Source organism: Bradyrhizobium sp. CW1, from assembly GCF_023100665.1.
Classification (GTDB): Bacteria; Pseudomonadota; Alphaproteobacteria; order Rhizobiales; family Xanthobacteraceae; genus Bradyrhizobium; species Bradyrhizobium canariense_D.
Map to the genome: position 1 here is coordinate 6,558,404 of NZ_CP064684.1, position 14,474 is coordinate 6,572,877.

Sequence of the window (14,474 nt, forward strand, 5' to 3'; positions counted from 1 at the left end):
GACGCGAGCCGACTTTTTATTCAGAAGCGCTTGATCTCGATACCGTGCCTTCTCAAGGCATAGCCAATCTGGCGCGGCGTCAGTCCAAGCAAGCGCGCCGCCTTGGCCTGTACCCACCCGGACGTTTCCATCGCGGCGACTACGCGCTCGCGATCTGTGACCTTGGCGGCACCTATGTTGGGTCGGCCGGGTGGCTCTAGCGGCGTCAGTTCGCTACCGACCGGCTGAACGTGTGCCACAGCTTGTGTCGGCGGCATGCTCAGCCTCGCGGGAAGTGAGATTATCGGGCTCGGCTGTCGTGCCACTTGCTCCAGCCCGCACTTCCATAGCGTGGCCGACAGGCATTGCCCGTGGCAGCAGGCAAAATCGTCTCTTACGATCGACGATCCGTGCGCCAGGGTCGCGGTCCGCTGCACACAGTTCTCCAGCTCACGGACATTACCGGGAAATCCGCAATTCATAAGAACGTCTATCGCACTTGACTCGAAGACCAGAGCACGGCCGTTCTCATTGTTGAAGTTCTTCAAGAATCGAGCGGCGAGAAGCGGAATATCAGTGCGTCTTTCGCGCAGCGGCGGCAGTAGCAGAGGAACCACGCTAATGCGATAATAGAGATCGGCACGAAACTCCTTCCTTGCCACCGCCTCTTCAAGATTCTTGTTCGTGGCAGCAATCACGCGGACGTCGACTTTGATCGTCTGATTGCCGCCCACCCGCTCGAACTCCTGCTCCTGAAGCACGCGCAGGAGTTTCGCCTGGAACGACGCCGAGATCTCGCCAATCTCATCCAGAAACAACGTTCCCTTGTCCGCGAGTTCGAAGCGACCCTTGCGCGCGTTGAATGCGCCCGTAAACGCCCCCTTCTCGTGACCGAACAATTCGGATTCCAGCACCGTCTCGGTGAGGGCTGCGCAATTCAGCTTGATAAAGGGGCGTTTGGCGCGCGCTGAACGCTCGTGAATAGCCTTCGCGACCAGCTCTTTGCCGGTGCCCGATTCGCCACGCAACAGAACGGTGCTATTCGATTTTGCGATCAGCTCGATCTTCTCAAGCATCGCGCGCAGCGCCGGACTGTCGCCGATAATTCCCTCGACTTGGACCTTCTTACGCTCCCGGCCATGAGGCTTGAGCTCGGACGAAGGCTGCGTCTGCAGCCGGAACTCCTCGTCCATAAGCCGCCCGCGGTCGCGCACAAAGGTGCAATGCAGCTTTGCCGTCTGGCCCAGAAGGCTTGCGACCATCGTCAGCAGGCGGAGGTCGTCCTCGAGCTGCGCATGCGTCCCGTTGTCTGCGATGCGGTCGATGCTCAGCGTACCCACAACTTTCTCGTCGATCTCTATGGGAACGCCGATGAAGGCAACACACGTATTACGGGCGGCGTCTAGCATCATCTCGACTTCCGAAAAACTGAAGATCGAATGCAGCGCTACGTTCTCGACGATGAGCGGCCGCCCCGTCGCCACAATTTGATCAATTGCTCCTTGCGGCAAGCGCCCCCCGCAGCGCGCGTCGCGCCCTTCGCTCCGGCCGTCGTCTACGATGATCTCGGGCAGCCCGTCATGTTCGAACAGACATACGATGCCGCGCCGCATCTGCACGAGCGATGGCAGCCGCTCGATGACGCTCGCCAGCTTGGCTTCGAGCCGGGATAGGCCAGTGAGCGTGTGCGCTATTTCAAAGATCGTGCTTAGCGATTTCTCTTGCGACGGCAGAATAGAAGCGGAAGGGTCCGCGCCGGAGGTTGAGTTTGGTGTTTCGCTCAGGGAAACGCTGTCCAGCATAGTGACTTCTCCGTTCCTTTCTTGATCCTCCCCATCACCTCGATCGGACTTGTTAGACTCGTGTTGCATGCCTGCCTCGATCTGACATCCAATTCTCAGGCCGGGGGCGAGAGATGACGGCTCTTCATGGCACGCCGGCAGCACTTACAGTGACTAGATTTTGCGCTTATTCTTTCCAACTCGCTGCGCGGATTCGCCCGGCCAACATGGCTTCGATCGATGAAGCTGAGTTAGTCGGGTTCGCCAGGAACGGATTCACTCACAAGTGTTGCCCGCCATTGATCGGCACTTCGGCACCCGTGACATAACTTGCCGCATCTGAACATAGGAAGAAAATGACCTTGGCGACCTCTTCGGGTGTACCCACCCGGCGTAGTGGGATCTTTGGCACAAGATGCGCTTCCGTATCAGGCGACAAAATGTCCGTCTTGATTTCGCCGGGCGCGATCGCATTGACGCGAATGCCATGTGAGGCGTAGTCGTGCGCCATTTCGCGCGTGAGACAAGCGAGCGCAGCTTTCGACGTGGCATATGCCGTGCCTGCAAATGGATGCACCCGCGCTCCGGCGATCGAAGTCACATTGACGATCGAGCCTGACGCCGCTTTTAGCTCATCGAACAGACCTTGAGCGAGCAGGATCGGCGCCACCAGATTGAGGTGGAACACGCTCATCCAGGTATCGACTGAGGTCGCCAGCGACGTGAGCCGGGCACCGTTTGGCGTTTTTGGTGAGTTTCCGGCATTGTTTATCAGTCCCTGCAGCGGTGCGCCGGCAAGGCGCTCCTTTATCTGGGCAAGCACGCGCGGTAGCGTCCGATGATCGCTCAGGTCGACTTCGATATAGCTATCCCCCTCTGAGTCCCATGGGCAGCGCACCGCGTCGAATGGTTGGCGCGCGCAAGAAATGATGCGCCAACCGGCTTCCGAAAGCAATCTTCCCGTGGCGCGACCGATACCGCGCGATGCCCCCGTCAATACCAGCGTCTTCCGCTCACGCAGCGGACGGCCCGCTCCATCGGCGTGAATTGGACCACGAGGGTCCGTTTCCGACGATTTAGCTGCGACCGCGTTGTCATCTGGTAGACCTAGATTCACACGCGACTCCCTTCCGCTCCCCTCGCCCGTGCACCTGGTGCAGGATCCGGGCCAGAGCGAAGCAGGGCACAGGTGGCGCGCTTTTACGACGCAAATGGCAGGTTCCGAACATCTGGCCTGTTTGCTTTGCGACACCGGCAGCGCCGCAGCAATGGCTGTCGTCGAGCTCCCGGGTGCTGCCCACTGCGTGCGCTACGCTTCGAGCCAGAGGCTGGGGTTTCCATGGCGAGCTGACTGCGTCACCACTCCACGAGTGGTCTGTGGGTCATGCGCGCTAGACGAGATAGATTAGCTGCGGGCGGAGATCAGGATTTAATGGCCGGTTCGTCCAAGTTCCTCTCGGCCTGGTTACGCGCGGCCGCACATACGGCTCTTGAGCCATACCGATGGGCCGCCGGCCGCGCGGTTCATCACACCTCCGTCCGAAAGGACTCCGCGAGCGGAGCATGAACAAAGGCCGTCGTCCAAAAAACGAAAGCCCTGCCCAGCAAAGGCGATCCATCTACCGGACGCGCCTCCTTGCTGCTGGGACATTCTGTCGTGACTGTCTGTTACGTCAGATTTCCTCGGCGACCCGGACCGCCATTGCCGTGCTTTTCACCGTCTGGCCAGCCACGGCGGACTTGGCTGGAGGATGACAGAACTGTAAGCTTTCCGCGCGACTCGACTTGCACCGGAGGGCCCGAAGTGTTGCCGGGCAAGACCGCCGGCCCTCGCTGGCATCCGCCTTACGCTTCTCAGGCGTTCGCCCTCCCACCGCACCGCATCCATGGTAGTGCGCCGGTCAGCCGTCGCTTGCGGGACGGAAGTCGCCATCCAACGTTCCTGCGACACGTTACGAAACTCGACCGTGTCGAAGCCAGCAGTATCAGACCGATGATCTAGCCCGTCATTGTTCAGGCCCACATTCTGGCGCTTCAGGAAGCCGCGAAATGCTCGTATGGATTATCGATCAGGGTCAAGCGCTCCGGATTGCTCTGGTCGAATTCAATAATCCGTGGCACGAGCAGACGGGCATAGCGCGTGAAGGCGCTGGTGGGGGGAAAGCGGATCACGGTAGCGCACCGCGCAAGAAGATACATGTCGATGAGAGCCGAAGCTCCACCTTCAATTCCCATTTCCGCACTATGCAACGGCCCTGCCCGATCGGCCTGGAAACGTTTTGGTACGGCGAAGACATCGGGAAACAGACCCGATAGGCGATCGAGCACCTGTGCACTGTCAGTGCACAGGAAGACCTTTACAGGCTTTGGATATGGCAAAGCCTTGGCTTTACGGATTGCCATGCAAACCTGACGAAGGGCGAGCTCCGAATCGGCCCAGTACGGCGCATGCTCCATGATATCTTCGCCATTGCCGTGCCGAACATGAACGCCAATGATGCTATGGCCGCTAAAATGTTCCTCATACAAGGCGTCGATCCGCGCTTGAATCTCAGACCTGAGCTTGATGTTCCGAAAGATCAGTCGTTCGGCTGCCTCGCCACAACGCCACATCAGGCAGGCGTCACAGACAATGGTGTTGGCTTCGTTATCTTCTCTCGCCTGGAACAGCTCGGTCAGTTCGTCACGTTCTCGGAAGATCTGCTCATCCGGACGATTGATGCAGTCGATCGACGGCCTATTCCACCACCGCGGGAAGAACGGTCCGGGAAACGAGAGCTGGTTGATCCGGTCATCGCAAATCACCGGTACCCCAGCGATGTCCTCAACCGGCTCGAAGAACACCGGAAAGGCGTTGCTGAACGGTCGGTCGATGTAGCAGGAACCGCGCCAGTCAACGACGAGCGTCCGCCCGGTCCGCTGCGCGTACGACCAGGCCGACGCCAATGACCAGAGGCAGTCACCGAAGCCGGTACGCCTCCGAGAAATAACAAAGCGTTCCTTGGTCAAGTTATCAAACCCTTCTCGTTTTGCAAGATCAGCTTTGTGTGGCGCACCTAGCATCTGCGATTCCGATCCACGCCAGTGGACGGCTGGTCACCGGGACGCAAGGCGATCAACCCGCAACCCTCCTCCACGGCACCGCGCTTGGGAGGTCATACGAGAGGCCTCCAAAGAGCCCTCTTCCGCATTGCTCACCTTTTGCAATCACGCAGTCGGTGACGGATGCAGCCGTATACGGCGGAGATCCCAGAGCCCACGCAGTTCGTTCACGAGAGCTTCTCGCCTAGTCCTGTCAGTGGTGACCCTGGCGAGAAGATCGGCAAGAACAGCTTCCTTCTCAATTTGCATCAGCATGTCGAACAGGTCATGCGAGACGCGCACGCTCTCCTGGCTGGAGTGACCCATGCGGATCTCGCAGACTGTCTCCTGGCGTTCTCGGCCCGCATGAGCGCGAACCCGGTAAAGAGATACATGGGGCGGCAGTGATACAGCGAGTGCAGTCCAGCTTTCGAGCGTTGTCGCCCGCTTTTTGACGAGGAATGAACCGATTACAAGGCCATCCAGCTCGGTTGACAAAAACGCCGTAATCGCATCGGCAACGGAATCTACGATCGGTTCGGCATTGTTGTTGAACGACGTGTTAAGCAAAATCGGGACGCCTGTCCGGCTCTTGAACGCATTGATGAGTTCCCAATAGGCGGCATTGTTCGTGCGGGAAACCGTCTGCAGCCGAGCCGTACCATCGATATGCGTGATCGCGCCCAGCAAAGCACGCTTGGATTCCCGCACGCGAACGACGAAATTCATGAAGGGGTATTCTGCGCGACCATCCGGCAACTCAAAGAACGCGCCCGCATCCTCCTCCAGAACTGATGGTGCAAATGGTCGATAACTCTCGCGCTTCTTGACCATCGCATTGATCCGGTCCTTGTTCGCCGCGGGCCTCGGGTCCGCAAGAATACTACGGTTGCCGAGCGCACGAGGGCCGAACTCCGATCGGCCCTGCACCCACCCGATCACGGCGCCATCAACCATCCACTCGGCTGCTCTGGTTGCGACGTCAGCGGTCCGTTCAAACTCGAGGTGTCCGGCCCATCCCTTCAGTTCCTTTTCGATGCTATCGTCGCTGCCGACATCTGGCCCCCAATAAACCGCCTGTAGCCGCTCGCGGGGCGCAGGCTGCCCGGCCTCGTTCGACACCATCAGCGCCGCGCCCAATGCGCATCCGGCGTCATGCGCAGCCGGCTGCACGAAGATGTCTTCGAACAGGCCTGAATACAGGAGTTTTCCGTTCAGCGTGCAGTTATGGGCCACCCCGCCAGCCAGGCACAACCGTTTCATTCCGGTCGACTCACGGTAATGCCGCAGAATGTGAAACACGATCCGCTCCAGCGCCTCCTGCAACGATGCGCTCACATCTCGATGCTGTTGGGTGAACGGCATTCCCTTTCGCCGGACCTCGATATTTTGCAGCAATGCTGGGCCGATACGTTCGAGGTGAACGCGGTAGCCACCGTTTGCGCAGAGCTCATAGAATTGGGAAAAGAGCTCGCGATAGCGTGCGGGATCTCCGTAAGGAGCCAGTCCCATAACCTTATACTCGTCGAACAGGCCGTAGCCGAGATATCGGATCGTCTCCAGATAGAACAGTCCGAGGGAGTTATTCTCTGGAAATGTCATAAGCTCGGTCATTTCGCTGCCTGACCCGACAGCCAAGAGACCCGACAGGAAGTCGCCACAACCGTCGATCGCGAGGACCAGGCTATCTTCAAAACCCGACATCGCCAGAGCGCTCACGGCGTGGGCCTGATGGTGGCCTACGAATGACACCCGGGAAGGATCAACTTGGGTACCGAACTCCGTGGCTAGAAGGTGCCGTAGCAGCAGATTCGCATCTAGGGGAATTGAGATTTCCGGTTGTGAGATGAACAACCGTTCGAGCATTGCATTGCAATAGGCTTCAGTAGCGTAGAACGCAATACGATCGACGTCGCGAAGCTCCACACCCGCGGCTGCAAGACAGTATTCGATCGCACTGCTCGGGAGCTTGTTTGAATGTTTGATCCGGTTAAGGCGCTCCTCTTCCACGGCAGCGATCACGCGCCCGTCCTTGACAAGTACCGCGGCGCCGTCGTGCAGAAACGTGCCCGGCAGCCCAAGGGGGTTTTCATAGACCCTGTCGAGGCCGCCACTCAATCCTAGACACAGCATCTTGTTCTCCGTTAATCCTGAGAGGCCTGTTGGCCTATTTCGTATCGCTTGCTTTGGGAGTAGGCCGCGCGAGGCCGATCAGGCATCGCTAGCTGACGAGACGCATATAAGCGTCGCACGCGATTGGAAATTCGCTAAGCCCGATATCTCATCTCGCACACGCGATGCTTCGCTTAGATCTTATTCCTCTCACCGCATCAGGCGCTGCCGAAGGAGCACGGCCGAGACGAGGAAGGGAACTGCTGCGTAGATGCAAAGTGCGCCCACATGCAATCCGACGCTGTCAACCGGTCGACCAAGCATTGTTGGACGAATGAGATCGACCGAATGACTCAGCGGCAATAAGGCTGCGATGCGTTGAAATGAACCGGGCAACTGGCTCATTGGGAAGATCGTCCCGCTTAAATACATCATGGGCGTAAGAATAAGCGACTGGTAGAAGATGAAATAGTCGTGGCTCGGTGCAAGTGCTGAAACGACCATTGCGAGGCTCGCGAAAGTAACGCCAGTGAGGGCGATGGCTGGTAACGCATAGGGAATGGATGACCACTCTGCGTAACCCAGCGCGACGGCCACAATCGTGATCGCGGTCCCGGCGAGCAAGGCCTTGCTCGCTGCCCAGGCCACTTCACCGAGGACAATGTCGCCGAGCGTAAGGGGCGTACAGAGCACTGCCTCCCAGGTGCAATTTGTCTGCATGCGAGCGTAAGCCGCATAGATCGTTTCGAAGGTTGCGGAGACCATCGCGCTTGTGGCAACCATTCCAGCCGCCAGAAACGAGATGTATGAGGTGCCCTCAACACCACCTATGATCATTCCAAGGCCAAAACCGAGACCGAACAGAGAGCTCATCGGCTCGGCCAGATTCCCAAGAACCGATGCCAGAGCAACTTTCCGCCAAACCAGAAAATTGCGGCGCCATACCGCCATCCAGTTCCATGGATTAGCAGGGAGCGCCGGCGCAAAACGTTGCCACATCGTTCAGTCCTTTATCTCTCGCCCGGTTAGCCGCAAGAACACATCCTCCAGATTTGGAGGACGCTGCAGAAAGCGCAGATCCGTGCGGTTGACAAGCCGGAGGCGCACCTGCTCTGGATCCGTGACATAGCAGAACAGCGTCTCCCCGCTCACCTCAGCGCGCTGCACTTGGGGTCTGACCAGCGGCAGCAGTTCGTGCGGGTTACCGCCGTAAATCTCGATCACTTGGCAGCCGATCTGCTGCTCGATCAGCGCGCGAGGCTGACCTTCGGCGATCTTACGGCCGTGCTCGAGCACGCACAGGCGGTCGCACAATCGCTCCGCCTCTTCCATGAAGTGGGTGGTGAGAAGGATCGTTTTGCCGCGCCCTAATAACGAGCGCAAGCGTTCCCAAATCAGGTGACGGCCGTGCGGATCGAGGCCGGTCGTCGGCTCATCAAGGACCAAGAGCTGCGGATCGTTAATGAGGGCCCGTGCCAACGTCAGGCGTCGCTTCATGCCGCCGGACAGTTCGGCGACTCGCGCGTCCGCCTTGTTCTCCAGGCGTGCGAATTCGAGCAGTGACGGCGTGACCGCTTCCACCTCAGCCGCGCTCATGGCGAAGTAGCGCCCGAAAACGAGCAAGTTTTCGCGCACCGTGAGCTGAAGATCAAGGTTATCGAACTGTGGGACAACCCCGATCCCCCGGCGCGCCAAGCGCGCCCGCGCCGGCACTGGCTCGCCGAGCACGCATATCTTACCTGCGTCGGGCGATGCAACACCCAGGATCAAACGCGCAAGCGTGCTTTTACCCGCGCCGTTTGGTCCCAGCAGACCGAAGCACTCTCCCGGCGAGACCGTAAACGAAAGAGCGTCCACGACGACCCTGTCGTCGTAGAACTTGCTCACCTGGAAAAGGTCGACTGCCGCGGTTGACATCTGCTTACGCCATCGCGACGGACGTTGTTCCCGCCGCTTCCCCGCTTGCGCGCTTTTTTGTCCAAAGCAGGCCGTCACACCATACGTGATCGACGCGTCCCCACTGGCACGCGGCGGCAGCATCCGGGAAAAAGCCGCGTCCATGCAGATTGGCGCTGGTATTGCAAAGCAGCGGAATGGCTGTGAGCTTCTCGTATTCGACGAGAAGCTCGGCCACTTTATGCTGGGAGGTTCTAGAAACGGTTTGTAGACGAGCAGATCCATCGAGATGCACGACGGCGGGAATTTTGTCCCGCCATTCTGGTCGCGTCTGGTGATCGAACAGCATGTACGGATCGGGTATTCCAGGGCTAAAAATCTCCGCGGCACGATCCTCCAGGCATATCGGCGCTACCGGCCTGAAATGCTCACGAAGTTTGACATCGTTGAGATGATCTTTCATTCCTTCCCAGCTCGCAGCCGCGAGAATGCTTCTGCCACCCAAGGCTCGCGGCCCGAGCTCGGCACGCCCGGCAAGGAAGACCACGGGCTTGTCGCAAGCGAGGATTGCCGCAAGTTGGCCCATAGTGCAGGGCGCGCCCTCCCATTCGGGCGGGACTTCGCTGGGACGCACGGCCGGTCCGCTGTAGACCGACCATTCCAGAGCTCTAAAGCCTTGCTGTGCCGCCAATGCAGAGCAAGCAGCACCAATGGCTGAGCCGCTGTCGTTCGGAAAGGGCGGCACCCACACGAAATCGAACAGGCCTGTCGCACGAAATGCACTATTCCACTTAATATTCAGGCCACAGCCGCCGGCTATGCAGAGGTTACGCGCCCCCGCAAGATTCGAATGCCGCTCCACCACATCAGCAATGGTGCGAACCAGCAGACGCTCTAGAAACACGTGAAATGACGCAAGGACGTCTTGGGCCTGTTTTTCCTTCAATCGCATTGCGCACGCATCGAAGAAGTCGTGCAGAGCTTCAAGTGGCGATTGTGAGCTGTTGATCTCTTCAAGCTCGGGACAAGCACCCTCAGCATCCGTGGCAAAGTGCGCCTCATAAAGTTCATGAAACGTCTTAATACAATCCTCGTCGGGCGATCCCAGTGCGATATAGGCCATCAGCTTGCCGGCAATACCGAGATCCCAGCTGGTCCGGTCTGCCCGCCTGTAAGGTCCAAAGTGGTGTCCTGCCGTCGCATAGGCGTGACCTATTATCGGAAACAGGCACTCGATGAACCGGATGCCGTGGGGCTCTACATAGTAGAGGCGCGGAAACATGCAGCCGTCCCACACCAAGCAGAAAGCAGATTGTCCGGATTTGGCAAACGAGCTGGCGCAGTATGCGGATGCTACGTGCCCGGTAACATGGGGATAGCTTTGATAGGGATATAGCTTCCCATCAAGCATGAGGCCGATCCGATCGCGGGACGTCAGGGGGCTATCGCCTTGCCGTTCGACATACGGCGCGCCCTTGAGCTTGATGGTCGTCGTCCCACTAAGGACTTCAAACTGTGACTCGAACTCTCCATCCCAGCCATCAATGACGAACTGATCAACATCGCTCGGATCCAGCCCGTGCTCCGCCAAGGCGTCAACAACGGCATCCAGGTTGTCGATGGTTTGATAACGCGGATTGTTGTTCAGCTTCTCCTGTTCGACACAAAACACCACCCGGCCGTCCTCGATCAGAGCGACTGCCCCGTCGTGCGTCAACTTGATACCGCAGATGCGCATAGTAGGTCCTTTCAAGCTCGGCCGTTAGAACAAATCGAAGATCGCTCCGGATTGCGAAAGCGGACCAACAAGCAGTCTTCGTCAGCCGACTGCCCCTGGCACTGCACGCGTTCGACCTCAATGAGCGCTTCAGCCAACATCGTGATGACTGTCTCGGCGCCAGCGACATGCCCCCATCGCCTGCAGGTGGCATCACGTGCAGATCCGAAGACCAGGTGCCCACCTGGAGCAAGCATCTTCACCAGCTTGTCGATTGCGGTACGCATCCGTGTCATGTCTTCGAGATAGTAGAGAACTTCGGCGACCACGATCAGATCGAACAGCTCTTCGGTCGAGAACTGCAGAATATCGGTCGCCGCCCAGCTGATATGCGACCACCTCTTGGTCCGCTGGACCGCTCGACCGATCGCTCGCGGCATAACATCGATGACCGTGAGCCGTTTGCAGTGAGGAGCAAGCTTCTCTGTGAATGCACCGGCCGCGCACCCGATCTCGAGGCCGGTTGAGACGGCGCCGTTCGACAGCGATAGTCGTAGCAATTGGGTGTGACGCTCACGTTCGAACGGATTGTCGTCAAGCCGCCACGGGTCATCGTTGGTCAGCTCCCGTTGCAACGATTGATATGTCTTGTCCACGCTCACCACTAAATCCCCTACAAAGCTGTCAGTCAGTCGCGGCGGCAATGCCATCAGACGCGATCAGCTGCGAGGAAGCGCGCGAAAGACCTGCCCCGCGAATTGAGCCTGGCGCTTCCGATCCCGGGTTAAGGCTTGGTCCATTTGTCGCGTCTTCGATCGAGGCCTTCGACTCATCGACGTCTGATGATTTCGCTACTTTGCGCGAGAGCCAGTCGCTGTTGCTCAAGGTACAGAGCGCATAGGCTTTCATCGGGAGCAGGAGGAAGATGTTGATAGGCGTGTGCAGCGAGAAGCCGATAAATCGAAGCTCGCCGGCACGAAGGGCCGCCACGCTGCATCGAACCAGGGTCATCGCGACGATGGTCAGACCGGTCCACCAGGGCACGGTGCCGGTGAGCGCGAGCTGAGCGAGCGCGGCAATCGATGAGATGGCGAGCAGCAGCGGCCCGAGGTTCTGTCCGAGCACGTCGAGCGTAAGGTACCGGTCCAGGCCGGGCAACAGGTGCAAACCCAGCAGCGTATCGCGGTAAGTGCTCCGCGCCCAGCGGAGCTGTTGCCGCAGATAGGGCAAGAGCCTGTCCGGGACCACCGTGGCGGCGATGGCGTCCGGAACGTACTCGGTTCGAAACCCTGCCTTGAGCATGAGGATCGTCAGATGGCGGTCCTCACCGAAGTCGCTCGGCTTTCCTCGGAAGAACTGCGTCTCGTACTGGTCCAGCAGCAACAGCAGCGCGGAGCGGCGGTACATGGCACACGGCCCGCAGCAGCACATGACGGCACCAAAGCGCGTCTGAGCCGCGCGCTCCTCGTTGCAAGCCAACCAGTACTCCATGTCGATCAATCGGGTCAGCCAGCTGTCGTTCCGGTTGCTGGCCATCAATTGCCCCATGGCCGCGCCGACGGCTGGATCCTGCATCTTGCGTACGAGTTTGCTGACCACGTCGCTGGCGATTTCCGTATCGGAATCGACGTTGAGCACGAGATCGCCGAACGACCGGCGTATCGCTGCGATCTGCGCCTTACGCTTTCCAACGTTACTTGGCAGCAGAATGACGGTGAACCTCGGGTCATACGCGTAGCTCCCATGGACCGGGGCCACTGCAGCGACATTTGCAGAGCCGTCATCGACCACATACACCTGCAATCGCCCTGGGTAATCCTGGCTTGCGAGAGATTTCAGGCAGGCCGCCAGCGTGCGCGGATCCTCGTTGAAGCAGGGCACGATGATATCCACGCTGGGCAGAGCTGCGCTCTCGACGAGGTCGTACGGCGGCAGTGAGGCGTCGGTTCGCAGCGCATAAAGCGCCTGCGCGGTCTTATGGACGCTGGAGAGCAACGCGTAGGAGGCAACAGCAGCGGTGCTGATGGTGGCAAGCAGGCTCATGTGATTTGATCTATTCAGTGAGTTTGAGGAAGCGACCGGATTGCAAATCCAAGGTCATGCAGTGCTGGAATGAGCTGGGCGAGCGCCGTCACGGTCTGGTCGCGCCGACTAGAGTGAGGGCAGCGTTTCAACTCGTCGGGAGGGCACCCGTCGTGCAGGAGCACGATTGCTCCCGGCCGGACCGAGGCCAGCACCGCGGCAACAATCGCCTCGCCGCCAGGACGAGACCAGTCTTGCGGGTCCACTGACCAGTGCAGGGCTGCCAGTTCGGCCTTCGCCGACACGGCGAGGGCCTCCTTGGTCCAAGTCCCATACGGCGCACGCATGTGCCGCACAGAGGCTCGCGGGCAGGCCATTCCGATGACCTTGTTCGTCGTTAGGATCTCGTATTCCACCTCATCCGGCATGCATTTGGATAAATCCGGGTGCGTCATTGTGTGGTTTGCGAGTTCGTGGCCTTCTGCAATGATGCGCTGGATCAGCTCCGGCTGGCCCGCTGCATATGCACCAATCACGCAGAAAGTGGCGGGGGCCCGATGCTGCGCCAGCACATCCAGGATAGCCGGCGTGCAATGCGGGTTGGGACCATCATCAAACGTCAGATAGACACAGCGCTCTCCGCCCGAGTCGGCGCAGTCGCTCCGCGCTTCAGTCTCGTTGTCTGCAGACGTCACAGTTCTGGCCCGTTCCGTTCAATCATCTCACCGGCCGGCCATTCGCTCATTGGCCTCGCAATCGGCAGAACGAGGCCGACCACGTCCTCCACGCGCGTCGGAGGCACAGTGAGATAGATATCCGGACGAGCGGACCGGACACGGAGCCCTGGCAGAACAGTCGCTAATCCCTGTCGCCCGAGCAGCCTGGTAATATGTTTCTGCAGGGCAGATCGGACCGTGCCAAAACCGAACGGCACCCCAAGATCTCGCAATACGGGATACATCACGCGGATGGAGTGGCTGATGCCGAGCCCCTCGAGATCCGGGCGCACCCCGTACAATCCGAGTTCGGCCACAAGCAGATCGACCTCACCCACTTTTATGAAGCGGCGCAGTGCGCCGATGTGAATCGCAACACCACGATCATCGTAGCCGATTGCGCGAATCTCAGGCCTTGCGCCGGCCCAGCTTCGATGACCTTCAAAGGGCTTTGCATTGAATGCCCCGGTCGGACCATAGGTCTTCCGGAAGAAGTCGGACAACTCAATATGGTCAGCAAGTTGAAGCTCATTCTCCCAGCACAGCCTCCAACGAACTGGAGGGCGCGCCGAAGCACCTCGTGTGGATCCGGGCGCGATCATTTTCATAGAGAGTAATTCCTATTCATTATCTGGCTCCTGACGCACGCCAGCAGTTCGCTACGCTCGAAAGGCTTGCTCAAAAACTGGAGTCCAGTTTGCAGGACTCGCCTCATATCGTTTTCGAAGCTGTCTGTGAGCAGAACGGTGGGAATCGCGCGTCCGGATGCAGCCAGATGATGGAAAAGCTCAAAGCCACTCATCACGCTCGACTGCATGTCCGCGATCAAGCACGACGTGATCAAACGGCGGCCCGATTTCAAGAACTCGTCTGCGCTCTCGAAGGGTTCGGGTACGTAACCCGCCGAAAAAACCATATCTGTCAGATCTTCACGCACTGACCGATCTGCATTCACAATGGATACGACGTCGAGCGTGTGCGCAACTCGCATCAGATTCACGAAGGACGGCTTCGCTTGCATGTTCGGCACGATTTCTCCGCAGCAAGGACGCAATCGGATGCGACCAAAACACATTTGGCACCCGCAACCGAAGGGGTCCAACTGGAGGGAAATCTACGGTCAGGTTAAGCGTTCGCTCAATTCTACAGCGGTACACGGCCGGTATAGAA

At 59.0% G+C, this 14,474-nt stretch carries 12 protein-coding genes; all 12 read right to left on the reverse strand.

Annotated elements, in window-relative coordinates:
• Positions 1 to 20: 20 nt before the first annotated feature.
• Positions 21 to 1,781, reverse strand: a complete 1,761-nt coding sequence (gene nifA / locus IVB54_RS31655; protein ID WP_157642943.1) for a nif-specific transcriptional activator NifA — start codon at positions 1,779 to 1,781, stop codon at positions 21 to 23.
• Between the two features lie 259 nt (positions 1,782 to 2,040).
• Entirely contained in the window at positions 2,041 to 2,877 is an 837-nt protein-coding gene (locus IVB54_RS31660) for an SDR family oxidoreductase (RefSeq protein ID WP_247776605.1), read from the reverse strand.
• Positions 2,878 to 3,794: 917 nt separating this feature from the next.
• Positions 3,795 to 4,769, reverse strand: coding sequence for a nodulation protein NodZ (locus tag IVB54_RS31665; RefSeq protein ID WP_026232960.1), 975 nt, complete (start codon positions 4,767 to 4,769; stop codon positions 3,795 to 3,797).
• 198 nt (positions 4,770 to 4,967) lie between these two features.
• Positions 4,968 to 6,974, reverse strand: coding sequence for a carbamoyltransferase (locus IVB54_RS31670; protein ID WP_247363789.1), 2,007 nt, complete (start codon positions 6,972 to 6,974; stop codon positions 4,968 to 4,970).
• Between the two features lie 189 nt (positions 6,975 to 7,163).
• Positions 7,164 to 7,952, reverse strand: coding sequence for an ABC transporter permease (locus IVB54_RS31675; protein ID WP_026232959.1), 789 nt, complete (start codon positions 7,950 to 7,952; stop codon positions 7,164 to 7,166).
• A gap of 3 nt (positions 7,953 to 7,955) precedes the next feature.
• Positions 7,956 to 8,870, reverse strand: coding sequence for a nodulation factor ABC transporter ATP-binding protein NodI (gene nodI / locus IVB54_RS31680; RefSeq protein ID WP_018455479.1), 915 nt, complete (start codon positions 8,868 to 8,870; stop codon positions 7,956 to 7,958).
• 4 nt (positions 8,871 to 8,874) lie between these two features.
• Positions 8,875 to 10,587: a nodulation protein NodU gene (gene nodU / locus IVB54_RS31685; protein ID WP_018455478.1), complete on the reverse strand. Its 1,713-nt coding sequence runs from the start codon at positions 10,585 to 10,587 to the stop codon at positions 8,875 to 8,877.
• Between the two features lie 11 nt (positions 10,588 to 10,598).
• Positions 10,599 to 11,228, reverse strand: coding sequence for a nodulation methyltransferase NodS (gene nodS / locus IVB54_RS31690; RefSeq protein WP_018455477.1), 630 nt, complete (start codon positions 11,226 to 11,228; stop codon positions 10,599 to 10,601).
• A gap of 22 nt (positions 11,229 to 11,250) precedes the next feature.
• Complete coding sequence (nodC, locus tag IVB54_RS31695; RefSeq protein ID WP_247478850.1) at positions 11,251 to 12,609, reverse strand: chitooligosaccharide synthase NodC; 1,359 nt, start codon at positions 12,607 to 12,609, stop codon at positions 11,251 to 11,253.
• 14 nt (positions 12,610 to 12,623) lie between these two features.
• On the reverse strand, positions 12,624 to 13,283 hold the full coding sequence (gene nodB, locus IVB54_RS31700) for a chitooligosaccharide deacetylase NodB (RefSeq protein WP_018455475.1): 660 nt from the start codon (positions 13,281 to 13,283) through the stop codon (positions 12,624 to 12,626).
• Positions 13,280 to 13,912, reverse strand: a complete 633-nt coding sequence (locus IVB54_RS31705; RefSeq protein ID WP_018455474.1) for a NodA family N-acyltransferase — start codon at positions 13,910 to 13,912, stop codon at positions 13,280 to 13,282. Before IVB54_RS31705 ends, nodB begins: the two co-directional genes overlap by 4 nt.
• Entirely contained in the window at positions 13,909 to 14,325 is a 417-nt protein-coding gene (locus IVB54_RS31710) for a response regulator (RefSeq protein ID WP_247289263.1), read from the reverse strand. The genes IVB54_RS31705 and IVB54_RS31710 overlap by 4 nt, the downstream gene beginning before the upstream one ends.
• Positions 14,326 to 14,474: the final 149 nt, after the last annotated feature.

Excerpts from the sequence above, each read along its gene's own strand:
- nifA (WP_157642943.1), bottom strand. The coding sequence starts at position 1,781 with ATGCTGGACAGCGTTTCCCTGAGCGAAACACCAAACTCAACCTCCGGC.
- IVB54_RS31670 (WP_247363789.1), bottom strand. The coding sequence starts at position 6,974 with ATGCTGTGTCTAGGATTGAGTGGCGGCCTCGACAGGGTCTATGAAAAC.
- IVB54_RS31675 (WP_026232959.1), bottom strand. The coding sequence starts at position 7,952 with ATGTGGCAACGTTTTGCGCCGGCGCTCCCTGCTAATCCATGGAACTGG.
- nodI (WP_018455479.1), bottom strand. The coding sequence starts at position 8,870 with ATGTCAACCGCGGCAGTCGACCTTTTCCAGGTGAGCAAGTTCTACGAC.
- nodU (WP_018455478.1), bottom strand. The coding sequence starts at position 10,587 with ATGCGCATCTGCGGTATCAAGTTGACGCACGACGGGGCAGTCGCTCTG.
- nodC (WP_247478850.1), bottom strand. The coding sequence starts at position 12,609 with ATGAGCCTGCTTGCCACCATCAGCACCGCTGCTGTTGCCTCCTACGCG.
- IVB54_RS31705 (WP_018455474.1), bottom strand. The coding sequence starts at position 13,912 with ATGAAAATGATCGCGCCCGGATCCACACGAGGTGCTTCGGCGCGCCCT.
- IVB54_RS31710 (WP_247289263.1), bottom strand. The coding sequence starts at position 14,325 with ATGCAAGCGAAGCCGTCCTTCGTGAATCTGATGCGAGTTGCGCACACG.